14 protein-coding genes are annotated in these 17202 nt (G+C 67.3%); 10 read left to right on the top strand and 4 right to left on the bottom strand.

What is annotated here, in order from left to right; genetic code table 11:
* The 6 genes from QFZ57_RS09975 (at position 1) to menD (ending at position 8359) form a co-directional block, all read left to right on the top strand.
* Positions 1–1623 (top strand): ABC transporter permease, encoded by a 1623-nt coding sequence (locus tag QFZ57_RS09975; RefSeq protein ID WP_306899922.1) that lies wholly within the window; start codon positions 1–3, stop codon positions 1621–1623.
* On the top strand, positions 1620–2153 hold the full coding sequence (locus QFZ57_RS09980) for a GbsR/MarR family transcriptional regulator (protein WP_306899924.1): 534 nt from the start codon (positions 1620–1622) through the stop codon (positions 2151–2153). The genes QFZ57_RS09975 and QFZ57_RS09980 overlap by 4 nt, the downstream gene beginning before the upstream one ends.
* Positions 2150–3166, top strand: a complete 1017-nt coding sequence (locus tag QFZ57_RS09985; protein ID WP_306630280.1) for a magnesium and cobalt transport protein CorA — start codon at positions 2150–2152, stop codon at positions 3164–3166. Before QFZ57_RS09980 ends, QFZ57_RS09985 begins: the two co-directional genes overlap by 4 nt.
* Before the next feature lie 61 nt (positions 3167–3227).
* Positions 3228–4298: an o-succinylbenzoate synthase gene (locus tag QFZ57_RS09990; protein WP_306899926.1), complete on the top strand. Its 1071-nt coding sequence runs from the start codon at positions 3228–3230 to the stop codon at positions 4296–4298.
* A gap of 128 nt (positions 4299–4426) precedes the next feature.
* Positions 4427–6505 carry a PhoX family protein gene (locus tag QFZ57_RS09995; RefSeq protein ID WP_306899928.1) on the top strand — a complete coding sequence of 693 codons (2079 nt, stop codon included), beginning with the start codon at positions 4427–4429 and terminating at the stop codon, positions 6503–6505.
* 114 nt (positions 6506–6619) lie between these two features.
* Positions 6620–8359: a 2-succinyl-5-enolpyruvyl-6-hydroxy-3-cyclohexene-1-carboxylic-acid synthase gene (menD, locus tag QFZ57_RS10000; protein WP_373461304.1), complete on the top strand. Its 1740-nt coding sequence runs from the start codon at positions 6620–6622 to the stop codon at positions 8357–8359.
* Positions 8360–8447: 88 nt separating this feature from the next.
* Here menD and QFZ57_RS10005 read toward each other — a convergent pair whose 3' ends face one another.
* The 4 genes from QFZ57_RS10005 to QFZ57_RS10020 form a co-directional block, all read right to left on the bottom strand.
* Positions 8448–9251, bottom strand: coding sequence for an amino acid ABC transporter ATP-binding protein (locus QFZ57_RS10005; protein WP_306630284.1), 804 nt, complete (start codon positions 9249–9251; stop codon positions 8448–8450).
* A gap of 12 nt (positions 9252–9263) precedes the next feature.
* On the bottom strand, positions 9264–10055 hold the full coding sequence (locus QFZ57_RS10010; protein ID WP_306899933.1) for an amino acid ABC transporter permease: 792 nt from the start codon (positions 10053–10055) through the stop codon (positions 9264–9266).
* Positions 10056–10147: 92 nt separating this feature from the next.
* Positions 10148–10948 (bottom strand): ABC transporter substrate-binding protein, encoded by an 801-nt coding sequence (locus tag QFZ57_RS10015; RefSeq protein ID WP_306630286.1) that lies wholly within the window; start codon positions 10946–10948, stop codon positions 10148–10150.
* 177 nt (positions 10949–11125) lie between these two features.
* Positions 11126–12526: an isochorismate synthase gene (locus QFZ57_RS10020; protein WP_306899935.1), complete on the bottom strand. Its 1401-nt coding sequence runs from the start codon at positions 12524–12526 to the stop codon at positions 11126–11128.
* Positions 12527–12640: 114 nt separating this feature from the next.
* On the opposite strand from QFZ57_RS10020, the gene QFZ57_RS10025 reads away from it, so the two are divergent.
* The 4 genes from QFZ57_RS10025 to QFZ57_RS10040 all read left to right on the top strand — a co-directional run bounded on the left by QFZ57_RS10025 (position 12641) and on the right by QFZ57_RS10040 (position 17094).
* Entirely contained in the window at positions 12641–13414 is a 774-nt protein-coding gene (locus tag QFZ57_RS10025) for a demethylmenaquinone methyltransferase (protein ID WP_306630288.1), read from the top strand.
* A gap of 3 nt (positions 13415–13417) precedes the next feature.
* Positions 13418–14758, top strand: coding sequence for a geranylgeranyl reductase family protein (locus QFZ57_RS10030; RefSeq protein WP_306899939.1), 1341 nt, complete (start codon positions 13418–13420; stop codon positions 14756–14758).
* Positions 14755–15855, top strand: a complete 1101-nt coding sequence (locus tag QFZ57_RS10035) for a polyprenyl synthetase family protein (protein ID WP_306899940.1) — start codon at positions 14755–14757, stop codon at positions 15853–15855. Before QFZ57_RS10030 ends, QFZ57_RS10035 begins: the two co-directional genes overlap by 4 nt.
* A gap of 399 nt (positions 15856–16254) precedes the next feature.
* Complete coding sequence (locus QFZ57_RS10040; protein WP_306899942.1) at positions 16255–17094, top strand: type IV toxin-antitoxin system AbiEi family antitoxin domain-containing protein; 840 nt, start codon at positions 16255–16257, stop codon at positions 17092–17094.
* Positions 17095–17202: the final 108 nt, after the last annotated feature.

The raw sequence follows: 17202 nt of genomic DNA on the forward strand, positions 1-17202 counted from the left end.
ATGGCCGTCCTTCTGGTCCTCTGGGGGCAGCGCCTGCGGCGGGACCGTTGGCAGTTGGTGAGCTGGGTGGTGGCCATCGGGGCGTTCGCACTGTTCGCGGCGGCCGCCGTCACCCAGACCTACGGCAATGTGGCGGCCCGCACCGAGATCCTGCAGGTGGCCATCGCCACCCCCGCCATCCTGATGCTGCGCGGACTGCCCCGCGGCGCCGACCAGGGGGCCTTCACGTTCTTCCTCATCTACGCGTTCCTTGCCCTCCTGGCCGGCCTGATGAGCACCTTCCTGGCCGTACGCCACACCCGCGCCGACGAGGAATCCGGCGGGGCGGAACTGGTGGCCGCCACACCTGCCGGACGCCTGCTGCCCACTATCGCCACCCTGCTGCACGGGGTCACCGCGAACATCCTCGTGGCGCTCGCCGTATTCGCCGGCTTTGCGGCCCAGGGCCTGGACCCACAAGGTTCCCTGACCGCCGGAGCCGCAACGGGCGCCGTCGGCCTCGCTTTCCTTGGCGTGGGGCTGTTGGTGGCCCAGTTCATGGGGACGTCGCGCGGCGCGAACGGCGTCTCTGCCGCGCTGGTTGTCCTTGCCTACGTCCTGCGCGGCATCGGGGATGCCACCGGAACGCCCGGCCCCGACGGAACCACCATGACCGAGGGGGCGGCCAGTTGGTTCTCACCCATCGGCTGGGGCCAGCAGACGTTCGCCTACTCGGGGAACCGCGGCTGGCCGCTGCTGCTGCCGGTGGGGCTCGGCGTCGTCTGTCTCGCCGCCGCCTGGCTCATCCTGCGCACGCGTGACAGCGGTGCCAGCGTCTGGGGTGCACGGCCGGGACGAGCCGCCGCCCGGGCAGGGCTTGCGGGCCCGGTGGCCCTGGCCTTGCGGCTGCAAAGCGGATCGATCATCGGCTGGGCGCTGAGCGGGCTCGCCTTGGGGTTGCTCGCGGGGTCGCTGGGCAAAGCGGTGGCCGCACTCGATACGCCCGGGACGGGTATCACGGCAGTCATGCGGGCCATGCTCCAGTCGCAGGGAACCTCGCTGACCCAGCTCATGGTCTCAGTGATCTTCTCGATGGCCGGGGTCCTGGCGGCGGCCTGTGCGCTGCAGGCGGTGATCAGGGCGCGGCAGGAGGAGGCGGCCGGAACCGCCGAACTCCTGCTGGCCGCTCCGGTGGGGCGGGTCCGGTGGCTGGCCGGTTACCTGCTGTTGGGTGCATCGGCCGTGGTGCTGGTGGTCGGCCTGACAGGTGTGGGTGCGTGGGCCACGCTCAACGGGTCCGGCGATATGTCCATGCCGGCAGATGCGCTGTGGGAAACCGCGCTGGCCCAACTGCCGGCAGCGCTGATCTACCTCTCCGTTCCCGCGCTGGTGTTCGTCGTGTGGCCCGCCGCGACCATTGGCGCCAGCTGGGGGTTGCTGGCCCTGGGTGTGATGCTGGGAATCTTCGGCGGCATGCTGGGCCTGGACCAACGCGTGCGCGACCTGTCCCCGTTCAGCCACACACCGGTTCCGCACGGGGACGCCACGGATTGGAGCGGTGCCTGGTGGATGCTGGGCATCGCCGCCCTCGCGGCCGTGCTGGCTGTGGTGATGATGCGCCGGCGGGAGGTGGGTTCCGCATGAGTACGGACGCCGGGGTGCGCGCCGGCCGCTATGCCCAGGCGACCGGCGGGGCCTCTGTTGACTCGGGGGCCGCCGGGGAAACCGCCACTGCTGCTGAAAGGACCGCAGCGGCATTCGCCGCGGCGGGTTTCCCGAAGATGCCGGCCCGGACGCTGCTGGCCCTCGTGTCGTCCGAGCACGCAAGCCTCACGGCCGCCGAGCTCGCGGAGCGGCTGGGCGCCAGCGCCGCAGCGGTGTCCGGAGCCGTGCGGTACCTGCAGACCGTGGGCTTCGTCCACCGGGTTTCGCAGCCCGGCAGCCGCCGCGACCTGTACGCGCTGCATGAGGACGAATGGTACGTGGTGTCCATGCGGAACAACCCCGCCTACGAAAAGCTCGCGGCCCTGACGGATGCCACCGCCGAAACCCTCCCGGAGGGATCACCGGCCCGGACCCGCGTAGCGGAGATGGCGCGGTTCTACCGGTTCCTCAACTCCCGGCTGCCGGCCTTGCTGAACGAGTGGGAGCGTGAGCGGGAGGCGCAGCCGTGACGATTATCGACAATGCCGTCTATGTGAACGGGCTCCGCACGGAGGACCCCGGGGACCTTGACGAGACCTACTTCCTGCTCCGCCAGCGGGAGGGCATGGCATGGATCGGGCTCTACCGGCCCGATGCCGGGGAGCTGCAATCCGTGGGCGAGGAATTCGACCTCAACCCCCTTGCCGTCGAGGACGCGCTAGCGGGCCACCAGCGGGCCAAACTGGAACACTACAGCGGGTGCCTGTTCCTGGTGCTGCGGCCCGCCAGGTACCGCGACGACGAGGAAAAGGTGGACTTCGGCGAGATCCATGTCTTTGCCGGCGATGAGTACGTGGTGACGGTCCGGCACGCTGAATCGCCGGACTTGGCCAAGGTCCGCCGCCGCATGGAGTCCATGCCGGAATTCCTGGCCCTCGGCCCCGACGCCGTGCTCTACGGGATCCTGGACCAGGTGGTGGACGAGTACGAACCCGTGGCTGCGGGCCTGGAGAACGACATCGACGAGATCGAGGACGACCTCTTCGGCGCAGACCCGGACGTCTCCCGCCGGATCTATGAGCTTTCCCGCCAGGTCATCACCTTCCAGCGCGCAACCAGTCCGCTGGCCGGGATCCTGCACGCCCTCATGTCCGGGACTCCGGACCGCGAGCAGGCAGCCGAGCTCCGGAACCACTACCGCGACGTCCTGGACCACGTCCTCCGGCTCAATGAGCGGGTGGCGTCCTTCCGGGCCCTCCTGCAGAATGCCCTCGCAGTCAACGCCGCACTGGTGGCGCAACGGCAAAACGACGAGATGCAGCGGATGACCGAGTCCAGTTTCGAACAAAACGAGCAGGTCAAGCGGATCTCCTCCTGGGCCGCCATCCTCTTTGCACCCACGCTGGTGGCGTCCATCTACGGCATGAATTTCACCAGCATTCCCGAGCTTGGCTGGACCTACGGCTACCCCTACGCGCTGGGCGTGATGGCTGCCATGGGACTGGTCCTGTACTTTGCGTTCAAGCACAACAAGTGGATCTAGGTTGTCCACATAGCTCTTGTTTCCTGGCTGCCGCATGCGGTGCCGCCGGTACAGTGAATCCATGCCTGCCCGCGATTCCCGGATCCCCCCACTGGATGAGTTGCTGTCAGGCGCCTACGTGGTCAGCCTGCCCATGCGGGTGAAGTTCCGCGGCATCATGGAACGCGAGTCCCTGCTGCTGCGCGGCCCCGCGGGCTGGGGCGAGTTCTGCCCGTTCCCGGAGTACGGCGACGCCGAGGCCTCCCGGTGGCTGACCGCCGCCATCGAAGCGGGCTGGCAGGGCTTTCCCCCGCCTTTGCGTCCGTCCATCCCGGTGAACGCTACCGTGCCCGCCGTTTCAGCGGACCGCGTGCCGGACGTGCTGGCCCGGTTCGGGCGGGTGGACGCGGTCAAGGTCAAGGTTGCCGAGCAGGGGCAGTCCCTGGACGAGGACGCTGCCCGGCTTGGGGCCGTCCGCGCCGCATTGCCGGACGCGGCCATCCGGGTGGATGCCAACGGCGGGTGGGACGTGCCCACCGCGGTGAAGGCACTGACGCGGCTGTCCGCCGTCGGGCTGGAGTACGCCGAGCAGCCGGTTCCCTCCATCGAGGGCCTGGCCGAGGTCCGGTCCCGGCTGCAGGATGCCGGTACGCCGGTGCTGATCGCCGCGGACGAAAGCGTGCGCAAGGAAACCGACCCCCTCCGGGTGGCCCGTGCGGGCGCGGCGGACCTGATTGTGGTCAAGGTGGCACCGCTTGGGGGAGTGCGGCGCGCCCTGGACATCGTGGCGCAGGCCGGACTTCCCGCCGTCGTCAGCTCTGCCCTGGACACGTCCGTGGGCATCCGCGCCGGCCTGGCGCTTGCGGCGGCACTGCCGGAGCTCCCGTATGCCTGCGGCCTGGGAACGGTGTCCCTGTTCGAATCGGACGTCACCTTGGATCCGTTGGTGGCCGACGACGGCGCCATCCGCCTCCGCGACGTTGCGGCCGACGCCGGGCTGCTTGAGCAGTTTGCGGCTCCCGCGGAACGCCGGGACTGGTGGCTGGCCCGGCTCCGCCGCGTCCACGCCCTCCTCGCCTCATCGGTTGCTCCCCACCGGCACCCTAACCTCGCAAGCTCGGCCAGGGAACCCGGCCGGCGTGGGGCCACGTAACTGCCGTGGTGGGAACGTTCCTGCAGGTCATGGGCGGTTCACCATAACTTCATCCAGTTGATGGCTTCCCGTAGGAACCGGCTGGAATGGTGGTCGGGCACCCCAGTGAGATTCCTTGGAAGGTTCCCATGTCTGAAACTGCCCGCAAATTTCCGCTCCTGCCCATGCTTGGCCACACCAAGGGCAAGCGGAGCCCCGTTACCTGCGCGCTCAAGTGTGACAATGCCTGCGCCGGCGATGTCTGCAACACGAGCTCCAACAGCTACTTCCGCGACATCGCCTCCGCGACGCTGTCCCGCCGCGCCGCCCTGGGCATGGGAGCCGCCGGTGCCCTCGCCGTCGTCCTCGGCTCAGCCGTGACCTCCGCCGAACCCGCCTCCGCTGCCGGCTTGTCCAAGGCCGCCAAGGAAGGCTTTGGCGAATCCAAGCTGAAGTTCACCGCCATCAAGCCCGTGGACAAGGCCGTTGACGCCTTCACGGTTCCGGAAGGCTTTACCTGGCAGCCCATCATCCGCTGGGGTGACCCGCTGTTCGCTGACTCACCCGACTTCGACCTGGACAACCAGACCGCAGCAGCCCAGGCCCGCCAGTTCGGCTACAACAACGACTACACGGACATCGTGGACATCCCAGGCAGCAAGGGCCGCCGCGCGGTGCTGTTCACCAACCACGAGTACACCAACGAGAACATCATGGTTCCGGCCGGCTACGACGCCAGGGAAACCCGCGCAATCGGCCGGGCCGCGCATGGCCTGGCCGTTGTGGAGCTGGAGCGCAAGAACACCACGAAGCCGTGGAGCTACGTCAAGGGCGCGCCGCTGAACCGCCGCTACCTCTCCGACACCACCTACGAACTGACGGGCCCCGTTGCCGGCTCGGCTCTGGTCAAGACCGCGGCCCACCCCTCCGGCCGCGCCATCAAGGGCACGTTGGGCAACTGCTCCGGCGGCACCACCCCCTGGGGCACCATCCTCTCCGGTGAGGAGAACTTCAACGGCTACTTCGTGGCCGGGGGGACCTCGGCCAGCGACAAGCGCTACGGCCTCACCGCCAAGCCCACTGCCCGGCAATGGGAACTCGACGACCCCCGCTTCGACACCCGCAACCCCGGCTACGAGAACGAGGTCAACCGCTTCGGCTGGATCGTCGAAGTCGACCCGTTCGACCCCACCTCCACCCCCAAGAAGCGCTCCGCCATGGGCCGCTTCAAGCATGAGGGCGCCAACGTGATCGTGGCCGAGTCCGGCCACGTGGTGGCCTACATGGGCGACGACGAGAAGTTCGACTACCTCTACAAGTTCGTTTCTGCCGGGACCTACCGTCCAGGTACATCGGCTGCCGACCGCAAGAACAACATGAACCTGCTCTCCGAGGGCGACCTCTACGTCGCCAGGTTCACCGGCAACTCGCCGGCTGCGGAAATCACGGGCACCGGGGCGCTTCCTTCCGACGGCGCGTTCGACGGCACCGGCGAATGGCTGCCCCTGGTGGTCGGCGGCAAGTCCGCCGTCCCCGGCATGTCCGTCGAGGAGGTCCTGGTGTACACCCGCCTTGCCGCCGACAAGGTGGGCCCCACCAAGATGGACCGCTGCGAGGACGTCCAGCCCAGCCTGCACACCGGCAAGGTCTACGTGGTCTGTACCAACAACTCGGACCGGGGCACCGGCACCACGGAAGGCGCTACGGAAGTCAACCCGCGCACCCAGAACCGTGACGGGCACATCGTGGAAATCACCGAAACCGGCGGCCAGTCCTCCACAAAGTTCAACTGGACCCTCCTGATGGTCTGCGGCGATCCGGCCCAGGGCGACGTCACCTACTTCTCCGGCTACCCCGTGGACAAGGTTTCGCCCATCTCCTGCCCGGACAACGTGGCCTTCGACTCCGTCGGCAACCTCTGGATCTCCACCGACGGCGCCCCCTCCGGCATCGGCTACAACGATGGCCTCTTCAAGGTCACCCTGGACGGCGCCGAACGCGGCAAGGTGGAGCAGTTCCTCTCCGTTCCCCGCGACGCCGAGACCTGCGGCCCCGTCATCCACGACGACGAGCGTACGGTGTTCGTCGCCGTCCAGCACCCGGGCGAGGACGGCACCTTCGAGGCGCCCAACTCCTACTTCCCGGACTACGTCCCGGCAGGTGCGACGCCGGCCCCCGGCCAGGCACGCGCGCCCCGTCCCGCGGTGGTCCAGGTGTTCCGCGGCTAACCCCTTCGTTGCTCCATCACTTATGGTCCCCAAAACCCCGGTTTAGGGACCATAAGTGATGGAGCAACGCGGGAATAAGGGCGGGGTTCGGGGTGGGAGACTGATTGGGTGACTTTGCCGAACGAATCTGGACCGAACGCCCCTGAGTTGGAAGCACCTGAGTTGAGCGCGCTTGCCGCGGCGCGGATCGCCGTCGACGTCCTGCTCGACGGCGGCGTGCGGCACGTGGTGGTTTCGCCGGGTTCCCGGTCGGCACCCATGGCGTATGCCCTTGCCGAGGCCTCGGCCGCTGGCCGGGTGGACCTCCTGGTCCGGATCGATGAGCGGTCTGCCGGGTTTACGGCGCTGGGCCTGGCGCTGGCCACCGGCACGCCCGCCGCCGTCCTCACCACGTCCGGGACCGCCGTCGGAAACCTGATGCCTGCGGTGATGGAAGCGAACCACGCCGCCGTGCCGCTGATTGTCCTCTCCGCCGACCGGCCCGACGAGCTGCGGGGGACCGGCGCCAACCAGACCACGGTGCAGCCGGATCTGTTCGGCGAGCAGGTCCGGTTCGCCGCTGATGTTCCTGCGGGGACCAGTCCTGCGCGGGCCGTCCAAACCGGGCTCTCCGCGGCCACCGGCGCGTTCCCGGACCTGCCGCCGGGCCCGGTCCAGCTCAACCTCGCGTTCCGCGACCCCTTGGTTCCGGCCCCGTCGGACCAACTGCCGGCGCTGGTGGAACGGCAACGCTACCGGGTGGGCGCCGAACCGCTGGTCATGAACCTGCCGCCGGCGCCCGGGACCCTGCCGGTGCGGCGGACGGTGGTGCTGGCAGGGCACGACGCCGGGCCGGTCGCCGAGGCCTTCGCCCGCGCCCACAACCTGCCGCTGCTGGCCGAGCCGTCCTCCAATTCCCGGTTCGGCCCGAACGCGGTGGGCCCGTACCGGCTGCTCCTGGAACACTTCGGGCCCGGTTCGGCGCAGCCCATCGAGCGCGTGGTGCTGTTCGGCCGGCCCACCCTGTCCCGTCCGGTGGCAGCCCTTTTGGCTCGCGCCGATGTTGAATCCGCCCTGTACCAGCCGGTTCCCGTCGCCTGGTACCAGCCCGGGCGCCGCACCGAGCTGCCGCTGGAAAACCTCGCGGACCTCGCCGATTTCGCCGGCCGCGGGACCGCCGCCTGGCTGGACACCTGGCTCCTTGCCGCCTCGGCTGCCCAGCATGCCCTGGACCAGGTCGTGGCCGCGGATGCCGCCGCCACCGGTCCATCCGTCGCCGCACTGGTGTGGAAGCACACGCGCGGCCAGCTGCTGCTGGGGTCCTCCAACGGCATCCGTGACGTTGACCTCGCCGGGCTGCCCGCGGCTGATCCTGCCGCCACCGTCTACGCCAACCGCGGCCTCGCCGGCATCGACGGCACCATCTCCACCGCCACGGGCATCGCCCTGGGCGGAGGCCAGGAGACCACCGTCCTGATGGGCGACGTCACCTTCCTGCACGACGCCGGCGGCCTCCTCCTCGGCGCAGGGGAGGAGCAGCCGGACCTGCGGATCGTGGTCCTGAACGATTCCGGCGGCGCCATCTTCGGGCTGCTGGAGCACGGGGGAGTGGAGGAGGGCGGCCGCTACGGGGACGCCGTCGAACGCCTCTTTGCCACCCCGCACTCGGTGGACATCGCGGCACTCGCCGCAGCATACGGCGTCGGACATTCACTGGTAAGTACGACGGCGGGACTCGCCGAAGCGCTGGCCCGGCCCGTGCAGGGGCGCAGCATCGTGGAGGTCCGCACTGACCGCCGATTGCTCAGGCAACTTCACGGCCGGATCAAGGAAGCCGTGGCCGCCGCAGTCGAGGGCGTGCTCTCCGGGCAGTAGCGGCCACATGACCCCAGGACGCAAAAGTTCCCTGGCGCTGCCGAAATAACGGCAGCGCCAGGGAACTTGGGCATCGAAAAGCGGAGGGCTATTCCTCGATCTCGATGTGCGTGGGATCCAGGACGCGGCGGAGGAACTCCTTGGTGCGGGGCTGGGTGGGGGCACCAATGACCTGTTCGGCCACACCCTCCTCCACCACCACGCCGCCGTCCATGAACACCACGCGGTCGGCCACCTCGCGGGCGAAGGCCATCTCGTGGGTCACCACCAGCATGGTCATTCCCTCCTGGGCCAGGTTGCGCATGACCGAGAGGACATCGCCCACGGTCTCCGGGTCCAGTGCGGACGTGGGCTCGTCAAAGAGCATCAATTCCGGGTCCATGCTCAGCGCCCTGGCGATCGCCACGCGCTGCTGCTGGCCGCCGGAAAGCTGATCCGGGAAGCGGTCGGCCAGGTGGCCAAGGCCCACGCGCTCAAGGTTGTGCCGGGCCACCTTGTCCGCCTCGGCCTGCGAACGCTTGAGCACCTTGGTCTGCGCCACGGTGCAGTTGCGCATGGCGTTCAGGTGCGGAAACAGGTTGAACTGCTGGAACACCATGCCCACCTTGCGGCGCATCCTGTCGATGTCCACGTCGGGGTCCGTTGCTTCGAAGCCGCCCACCTGGATACTGCCCTGGTTGGGCTGCTCCAGCAGGTTGACGCAGCGGAGGAGTGTGGACTTGCCGGACCCCGATGGCCCGATCAGGCACACCACTTCACCGGGAGCAACGTCCAGGCTGATGCCTTTGAGGACCTCGTTCGAGCCATAGGACTTCCGCAGGCCGGTGATGGACACGCCCGCCGCGTGGACGGTTGCCGTTCCCCCGCGGGGATTGTTGACGACGTCGTTCATTGCTTTCCCTGCCTATCGCTTGGTCCGCGCGGAGCGGCTTTCGAACTTCCGGGCCAGGAGGCTCAGCGGGATGGTGATCACCAGGTAGAACGCGCCGGCGACCAGAAGCGGCGTCAGGCCGGCACCGAGGCTGGAAATACCGTCGCGGCCGAACTTGGTGAGTTCGTACTGCGATGCCGTCAGGCCCAGGACGTAGATCAGCGAGGAGTCCTTCGTCAGCAGGATGACCTCGTTGGTCAGCGGAGGAAGCACGATCTTGAAGGCCTGGGGGATCACGATGGTGACCATGGCACGCCAGTGCGGCATGCCCAGGGACCGGGCCGCCTCGAGCTGGCCCTTGGGTACCGCCTGGAGGCCTGCGCGCAGGGTCTCGGCGATGTAGGCCGAGGCCACCATGCCCAGGGAGATCATGACCACGATGGTCACGTTCCACTGCACGCCAAACGCCAACGGAACGCCGTAGCCGAAAGCGATGAAGACCAGCAGTGCGGGGATGCCGCGGAAGAACTCGATGTAGCCGGTGGCGATCCAGCGGTAGAGCGGGAAGCTGGACAACTTCATGAGTGCCAGCAGCAAGCCGCCGGAAAGACCGACAACAAAGCCCAGGAAGGTGTAGATGAGGGTGTTCTTGAGGCCGGACAGGAAGATGTCCGGGAACATCGGACCGATCTTGCCGAAGTTGAAGACGCTGGTGCCGATGGTCTTCCAGTCCACGGCCAGGATGATGGCAGCGAGGGCCACTACGAAGATCCCGCCCTGGACGTAGAGGCTTACCCTGGCCCGTTGGCGTGCGGTCATTGCCATAAATAGCTCACATTTCGTTGTGCGTGGCTGAGGCCCCGGACGGACTGGCTACAGCCTGTCCGGGGCCCCAACGGCGTCAATAGTGCGCAGACCTACTTGGTGGTCTGGCCGAACCAGGTGGTCTTGAACTTCTCCAGCGAGCCGTCATCGGTCAGGCGCTTGAGGGTTCCGTTGACCTTGTCCAGCATGGCCGTGTTGCCCTTCTTGACGGCGATGCCGAGCTTCTCGCCCGTAGCGAAGTCCTCAACGCTCTTGAACTTGGCATCATCCTTGGTTGCGTAGCCCAGAACCGACTGGTTTCCCAGGGCGGCGTCGATGGTACCGGCCTGGAGGGCCTGGACCAGGAGGCCGGTGTCCTCGAACTGCTGCGCCTCGATGTCCTTGTCCTTGGCGTACTGGGCGCCGGTGGTGGCCTGCTGGACGCCGACCTTCTTGCCCTTGGCGTCATCCAGGCTCTTGATTCCCGAGCTGGAGCTGGCCACCAGGGTCAGGTCGTCGTCCAGGTACGGGGTGGAGAAGTCCATGACCGACTTGCGGGTGTCCGTGATGGAGATCGAGGAGATGGACACATCGCACTGGGTCAGCGCAGTTCCGGTCTCGATGGCTTCAAAGGAGCTGTCCACGGTGTTCAGTTCCGCACCGAGATCCTTGGCTACCTCGTTGGCGATGTCGATGTCGAAACCGACGGTCTTGCCGTCCTTCTGGAATTCGAACGGCTCGTAGGGGATGTCCGAGCAAACGGTGAGCTTGCCAGCGTTGATCAGCTTGATGCCGCCTTCGGAGGCGGCGGGGGTGGAGCTTCCGCCGCAGGCCGTGAGGGTGAGGGCACCGGCGGCCAGGAGTGCTGCTGCCTTGGCTGACATTTTGGCCGCGGCCAGGGACTTGAGCTGCATATTTCTTACCTTTTGTTGCAGGGGTATGCGGGACTAAACCGGTTCATAGTGTAGCTCCGATACAGAGATGTGCATCACAGAAAACTAATATTGATTATTGGATAACTAAACCACAACAAGATTCAAGCCTTCCAAGCCCGCCGTTGTCTGTCATCCCGGACTTTCGGTCCCGCGGCGTCAGCTGCTGATGCCCAGGGACTCCAGCATCGGCCGGAACTTGGCCCAGGTCTCGGCCAGTTCCGCCTCGGGCTGGGAGCCATCGACGATGCCGCAACCGGCATACAACCGGACCGTTTCCGGCGACTCGATCACGGCCCCGCGCAGGGCGATACCCCACTCGCCGTTGCCCGCCGCATCCAGCCACCCCACGGGGCCGGCGTAAGGGCCGCGGTCCAGACGCTCCAGCTTGCGGATCAGCTCTCCAGCCACCAGGGTCGGGGTTCCGCAGACGGCCGCGGTTGGGTGCAGCGCGTTGATCAGGGCCAGGCAGGTGGGCACGTGGCCTTCCACCTCGGTGAGTTCGGCCTTGACGTCCGAGGCCAGGTGCCACACGTTGGGCAGTTCCAGGATGAAGGGCTCATCGTGCGCATTCATCGCCTCGGAGAACGGTGCAAGCTGCCTGGTCAGCGACTGGATGGCAATCTCATGCTCATGCCGCTGCTTTTCAGAGCCGGCAAGCACACGGGTTGCGTACTCCATGGGAGCCCCGTCCTCGCCGTGCGCGTCCCGGCGGTCCAGGGTGCCGGCCAGCACCCGCGCCTGGGCCGTGCGCCCTTCCACCTGGATCAGCATTTCGGGCGTGGCCCCCACCAGCCCGTCCACCCCGTACGTCCAGCACTCGCGGTACCTCGCCGCGAGTTCGCGCAGCACATCTGCGGCATGTACGCCGGAGGGAATAGTCGCCACCACGTCCCGCGCCAGGACCAGCTTCTCCAGGGCGCCGGTACGGATCTCGGCCACGCCTGCCGCCACGGCGTCCATCCAGGCTTCCTCGCTGAGGGAGCCGGTGTGCAGTGTGGCGCCGGCAGCCAGGGGGAGTGGACGTACGACGGCGCCGCCCCCTGCGCCGGGCACGTCGCCCGGGGGAGCGTTCCCGGCGGAGTCCGCTGCCGCCGTCGTGCTTCCCGCAGCGGAGGCGCCGGCGGAACCAGGGCTCAGCCAGCGGTCCAGCGCGGCGAGGGCCGTCTCCTCGGTGAGCAGGCCGTCGTCGAACGTTAACTGCGTGAGCCACACCTGGTTGTCCCGCACGCCCACCACGATCTCGGGCACGATCAGGCGGGACTCATGGGCGGAGGTTTTCGAAAAGGCGAAGGAGCCAAAGGCCACGGGCCCGGTGCCCGGCAGCTCCACGGAGTCGGTGACGTCGGCCTCCAGGACCAGGTGCCGCCACCAGATGTCCGCCTCCAGGAACCGGTCCGGCCCCGTGGCGGTGAAGCGCGCGATCTCGCCGAACCCGGCCAAGCCGGCTTCCCGGCGGGTCCAGCACAGGATGTCGTCCCGGACCAGAAACGACGGCAGCCCCCCGGGGAACGCTTTGCCATCCAGGGGGACTGTCAAGGTGCGGAACGTGCTCGTCATGATGAGACAACACTACTCCCGCGTAGACCGGGGCCTTCCCGGCGCTTTGAGCAGGCCAAAGGCGGCGAACCCGCCATGGTCAGCACCTTCGGGAACATTTGAGACAATGTCATGGTGAACCGAGCATCCTTGGATAAGCGTCCGGACGAAGTAGCCACGATGTTTGACGACGTCGCACCGAAATACGACGTCGTCAACGATGTCCTCTCCATGGGGCAGACCCGCCGCTGGCGGAAAATCGTGGTGGACGCGATGGAAGTCTCCAGGGGCCAGCGGGTCCTGGACCTCGCGGCCGGAACGGGTACCTCCAGCGAGCCATATGCCGACGCCGGCATAGATGTAGTGGCCTGCGACTTCTCCCTCGGCATGCTCAAGGTGGGCAAGCGCCGCCGCCCCGACATCGACTTCATCGCCGGTGACGCCACCAACCTGCCGTTCGCGGACGACACCTTCGACGCCACCACCATCTCCTTCGGTCTGCGGAACGTGAACGAGCCCAAGAAGGCGTTGCAGGAGATGCTCCGCGTCACCAAGCCGGGCGGACGCCTGGTCATCGCTGAATTCTCGCAGCCCGTGGTTCCGCTGTGGCGCACCATGTACACCGAATACCTCATGCGGGCGCTGCCGGCCATCGCCGTCAAGGTCGCCTCCAACCCGGACGCCTACGTCTATCTGGCCGAGTCCATCCGCGCGTGGCCGGACCAGGACCACCTGGCCGCCTGGCTGCAGGAAAGCGGCTGGGAGAACGTCACCTACCGCAACCTCACCGGCGGCATCGTGGCGGTCCACCGTGCGTTCAAGCCCGCCTCCCCGTCCAACGGTGCTGCTGCCGCCATCGCCGCGCACAAGGGCCCGGTGGCCAAGCTGCGCCGCAACATCGTCCGCTGACCTGTGAACGTACTGATTGTCGGTGCGGGTCCGGCAGGATCCACCGCCGCGTACTACCTCGCCAAGGCCGGCCTCGAGGTCACGGTGTTGGAAAAAACCAGCTTCCCGCGCGAGAAGGTCTGCGGTGACGGGCTGACGCCCCGCGCCGTCCGCGAGATCCAGAAGCTCGGCCTGCCGCACCTGGAGAACGACGGCTGGCGCCGGAACAAGGGCCTCCGCCTGATTGCCGGCGGCCGCACCATCGAACTGCCCTGGCCCGAGGTGTCCGACTTCCCGCAATACGGCCTGATCCGCACCCGGCTGGGCTTCGACGAGGAATTGGCCCGGCACGCGCAGGCCGCCGGTGCCACCATCCTCGAGCGGCACAGCGTCACCGATGCCCTCCGGAACGACGCCGGCCGCGTCACCGGGGTCCGCGCAGCGCTCCTCGACGAGTCCGGACGCAAGACGGGACAGACGCGCGAGTTCAGTGCCGACGTCGTCCTCGCTGCCGATGGAAACTCCACGCGCACCGCAGTGTCCCTGGGAATCCAGAAGCGTGACGACCGCCCCCTCGGGGTGGCCGTCCGCACGTACTTCACCTCGCCGCGCACGGATGACGACTGGATGGAAGGCTGGCTGGAGCTTCCCGGGCGCGACGGAAAACTGCTCCCCGGCTACGGCTGGGTGTTCGGCGTGGGCGACGGCACCTCCAACGTGGGCCTGGGCATCCTGAACTCCTCCCAGGAATTCGGCAAGCTCGACTACAAGCAGGTGCTCCGCGAATGGACCGCCGGCATGCCCGCAGAGTGGGGCTTCACGCCCGAAAACCAGGTGGGGGAGATCCGCGGTGCGGCCCTGCCCATGGGCTTCAACCGCACTCCGCATTACTCGCCGGGCCTGCTCCTGCTGGGCGACGCCGGCGGCATGGTCTCCCCCTTCAACGGCGAGGGCATCTCCTACGCCATGGAGTCCGCGCGCTTCGCCGCCGAGTTCATCATCGACGCCTCCTCGCGCGCGGCTGCTTCGGGCGGGACGTACGACGCCGATGCGCACCTTTCAACGTACGCGGACTATGTGCGGGACCAGTGGGGCTCGCACTTCACGCTGGGGCGGGCTTTTGCCGCGCTCATCGGGAAGCCGGCCGTCATGAAACTCGCGCTGCGCACGGGCATGCCCATCCCCGTGCTGATGCGGTTCGTGGTCCGGCTCCTTGCCAACCTCACGGACCCCGCCGCCAAGGGATTCGAGGACCGGGTAATCCGCGTCCTGGAATCGCTGGTCCCGGCCACAACCAATACATCCAATGCCCCGTCAGCTCCGAACCAGCGGTATCCGCAACAAAAAGTTAGGGTTAACCCGTGACCAAATCCGCAGACCACAGCTGGACGCACGCCGGGCACGGCCTGCCGGACTCCGAACCCAGCCTCAACACCACCGCTATCGCCACGGGCCTCCAGCTGCCGGCAGGCTTCGCGGCCATCGCGGGGGATGCTGAACTGGGCCCGGCCATCACCAACAACCTGGCCAAGGTGGAGAAGAAGCTCCGCGAAGCCATCGCCAACTCGGATCCCCTGGCTGACGCAACGTCGCGGCACCTGGTGGAAGCCGGCGGCAAGCGCATCCGGCCGCTGCTGACCCTGCTCTGCGCCCACCTCGGCGACGCGTCCCTGCCCGCAGTGGTGCAGGCCGCCGTCGTGGTTGAACTGACGCACCTCGCCACGCTGTACCACGACGACGTTATGGACTCGGCCCCCTTCCGCCGCGGCGCCCCCACCGCCCACGAAGTATGGGGCAACTCGGTTGCAGTGTTGACTGGCGACCTGATCTTTGCCCGGGCCTCAATCCTGGTATCCGAGCTCGGAGGGCGTGCCCTGGGAATCCAGGCCCGCACCTTTGAGCGGCTGTGCCTGGGCCAGTTGCATGAAACTGTGGGACCCCGCCCGGACGAGGACCCGGTGGAGCACTACCTCTCCGTGATCGCGGACAAGACCGGGTCGCTGGTGGCGGCCTCCGGACAGTTCGGCGCCATCTTCTCCGGCGCCGATGAAGCCTTCGAGGACATCCTGGTGGAATACGGCGAGAAGGTCGGCGTGGCTTTCCAGCTGGCCGACGACGTCATCGATGTCACCGGTGTGAAGGTCAAGTCCGGCAAGTCCCCGGGAACCGACCTGCGCGAAGGCGTTCCCACCCTGCCCGTGTTGCTGCTGCGCAGGGCTGCCGCTGATGGTGACCGGTCCGCCGTCGACCTTTTGACACTGATTGACGGCGACCTGTCCTCCGACGAAGCCCTTGCCGCTGCCGTTGCCGGGCTGCGTGAGCACCCTGTTACGGCCGAGTCCTGGGTGGTGGCACGCCGGTGGGCCGACGAGGCGATTGCTGCCCTGGCTCCGCTGCCTGAGGGTGTGGTCAAGGAGTCGCTGTCCAACTTCGCGCTGGCTGTGGTGGACCGCGCCAGCTGATCCAGAGTTTGTGGGGAGTCCGGTTCCTCTGGTTGATCCAGCCGTGAGGTGCCGGGCTTCTTCTTTGCCTGCTTAACGGGACAGCCCCGGTCCGCAGCAACCGAAGCTGCTGTGAACCGGGGCTATCTCTCCGTTCGCATCAGACCCGCCGGAGGCGTTTAGCGGATCCGTGAATAGCTTATGACAGCTTTGTCACAATGTGCAAGTCCTTTGTTACTGCCGCTGTCAAAGATTCTTCAGCGGGCACTGTCTTGCCGTGGCGGGGCACTTTGCGGCCTTTCCGCTGCTGGCAGGGCACATGTCTCGGCGAGTCCGTGTCGAAGTGCCCAGCGACCGCATTGTCCACATAACGGTGGCTGGCACTACTGCCTGCGGACGGGCCCGCGTCACCGTGAAGGCATGGATATTGAGGCTTTTCTCCGCCGCCGCGGAGGCGTGGCACGCACTGAAACACTCCGCAGGGCCGGATTCGCGAGGACGCGCCTGGACAAGGCTGTAGCAGCAGGATGCATCGTCCGGGTCCGGCGGGGTGTCTATGGCCTGCCGAATGAAGCCGGCGTGCTCGGTTTTGCTCTGCAGCACAATGCGTTATTGACCTGCCTGTCCGCCGCGCCTGCCTACCAGCTGTGGACCGTGGAAAAGGCCGGCGTGGTCCATCTGAGCCCTGGGCACAGGAAGGCAGTGCCGGGAACCGTAACCCACGGCCGGATCCTCCATCCTGTCCACCCATGGCTGCCGGTGGCGGGTTTGGCGGACGTCCTCATCCATGCCCAGCATTGCCTGCCTGTGCTGGAAGCCCTGGTCATGGTTCAGTGTGCGGCGCAGCGGGGTGATGTCACCCTGGAATTCCTGCGCAGCAAACTTGCCGGGAACCGCAACGCCCGCGCCAGGGCCGTGCTGAATCACGTGATTCCCCGGGCGGATTCAATCCTGGAGGTGCTGGCCAACTACCACTTCCGGAACGCCGGCCTCCATGTTCGCAGGCATGTAGAGCTCCCGGGCGTGGGCGAGGTGGATTTCCTGATTGAGGACTGCCTTGTGGTGGAAACCGACGGGGCCACCCATTTGGAAGCGAAGCAGGTCAAAAAGGACCGCACGCGCAACAACGCCACAGTCATAGGAGGACGTCTGTGCCTGCGGTTCGGCTATGACGACGTAGTCCATCATCCGGAGCGGATGGTGGCCCAAGTGCTGGCGGTGCTGGAGCAGAGCCGTCAGGGGGCCTTCAGCGCTACATGAGTCCCGCGGTCGTGGGGCACTTTGCCGCTGCTGCAACGGTATAACTGGCTGGAGTGACGGGGTGTCCGTGTCAAAGTGCCCCACGAAGGGGTGCGCCCCCAAAAGCGG

Origin of the sequence: Arthrobacter sp. B1I2 (assembly GCF_030816485.1) — a bacterium.
Taxonomy (GTDB): domain Bacteria; phylum Actinomycetota; class Actinomycetes; order Actinomycetales; family Micrococcaceae; genus Arthrobacter.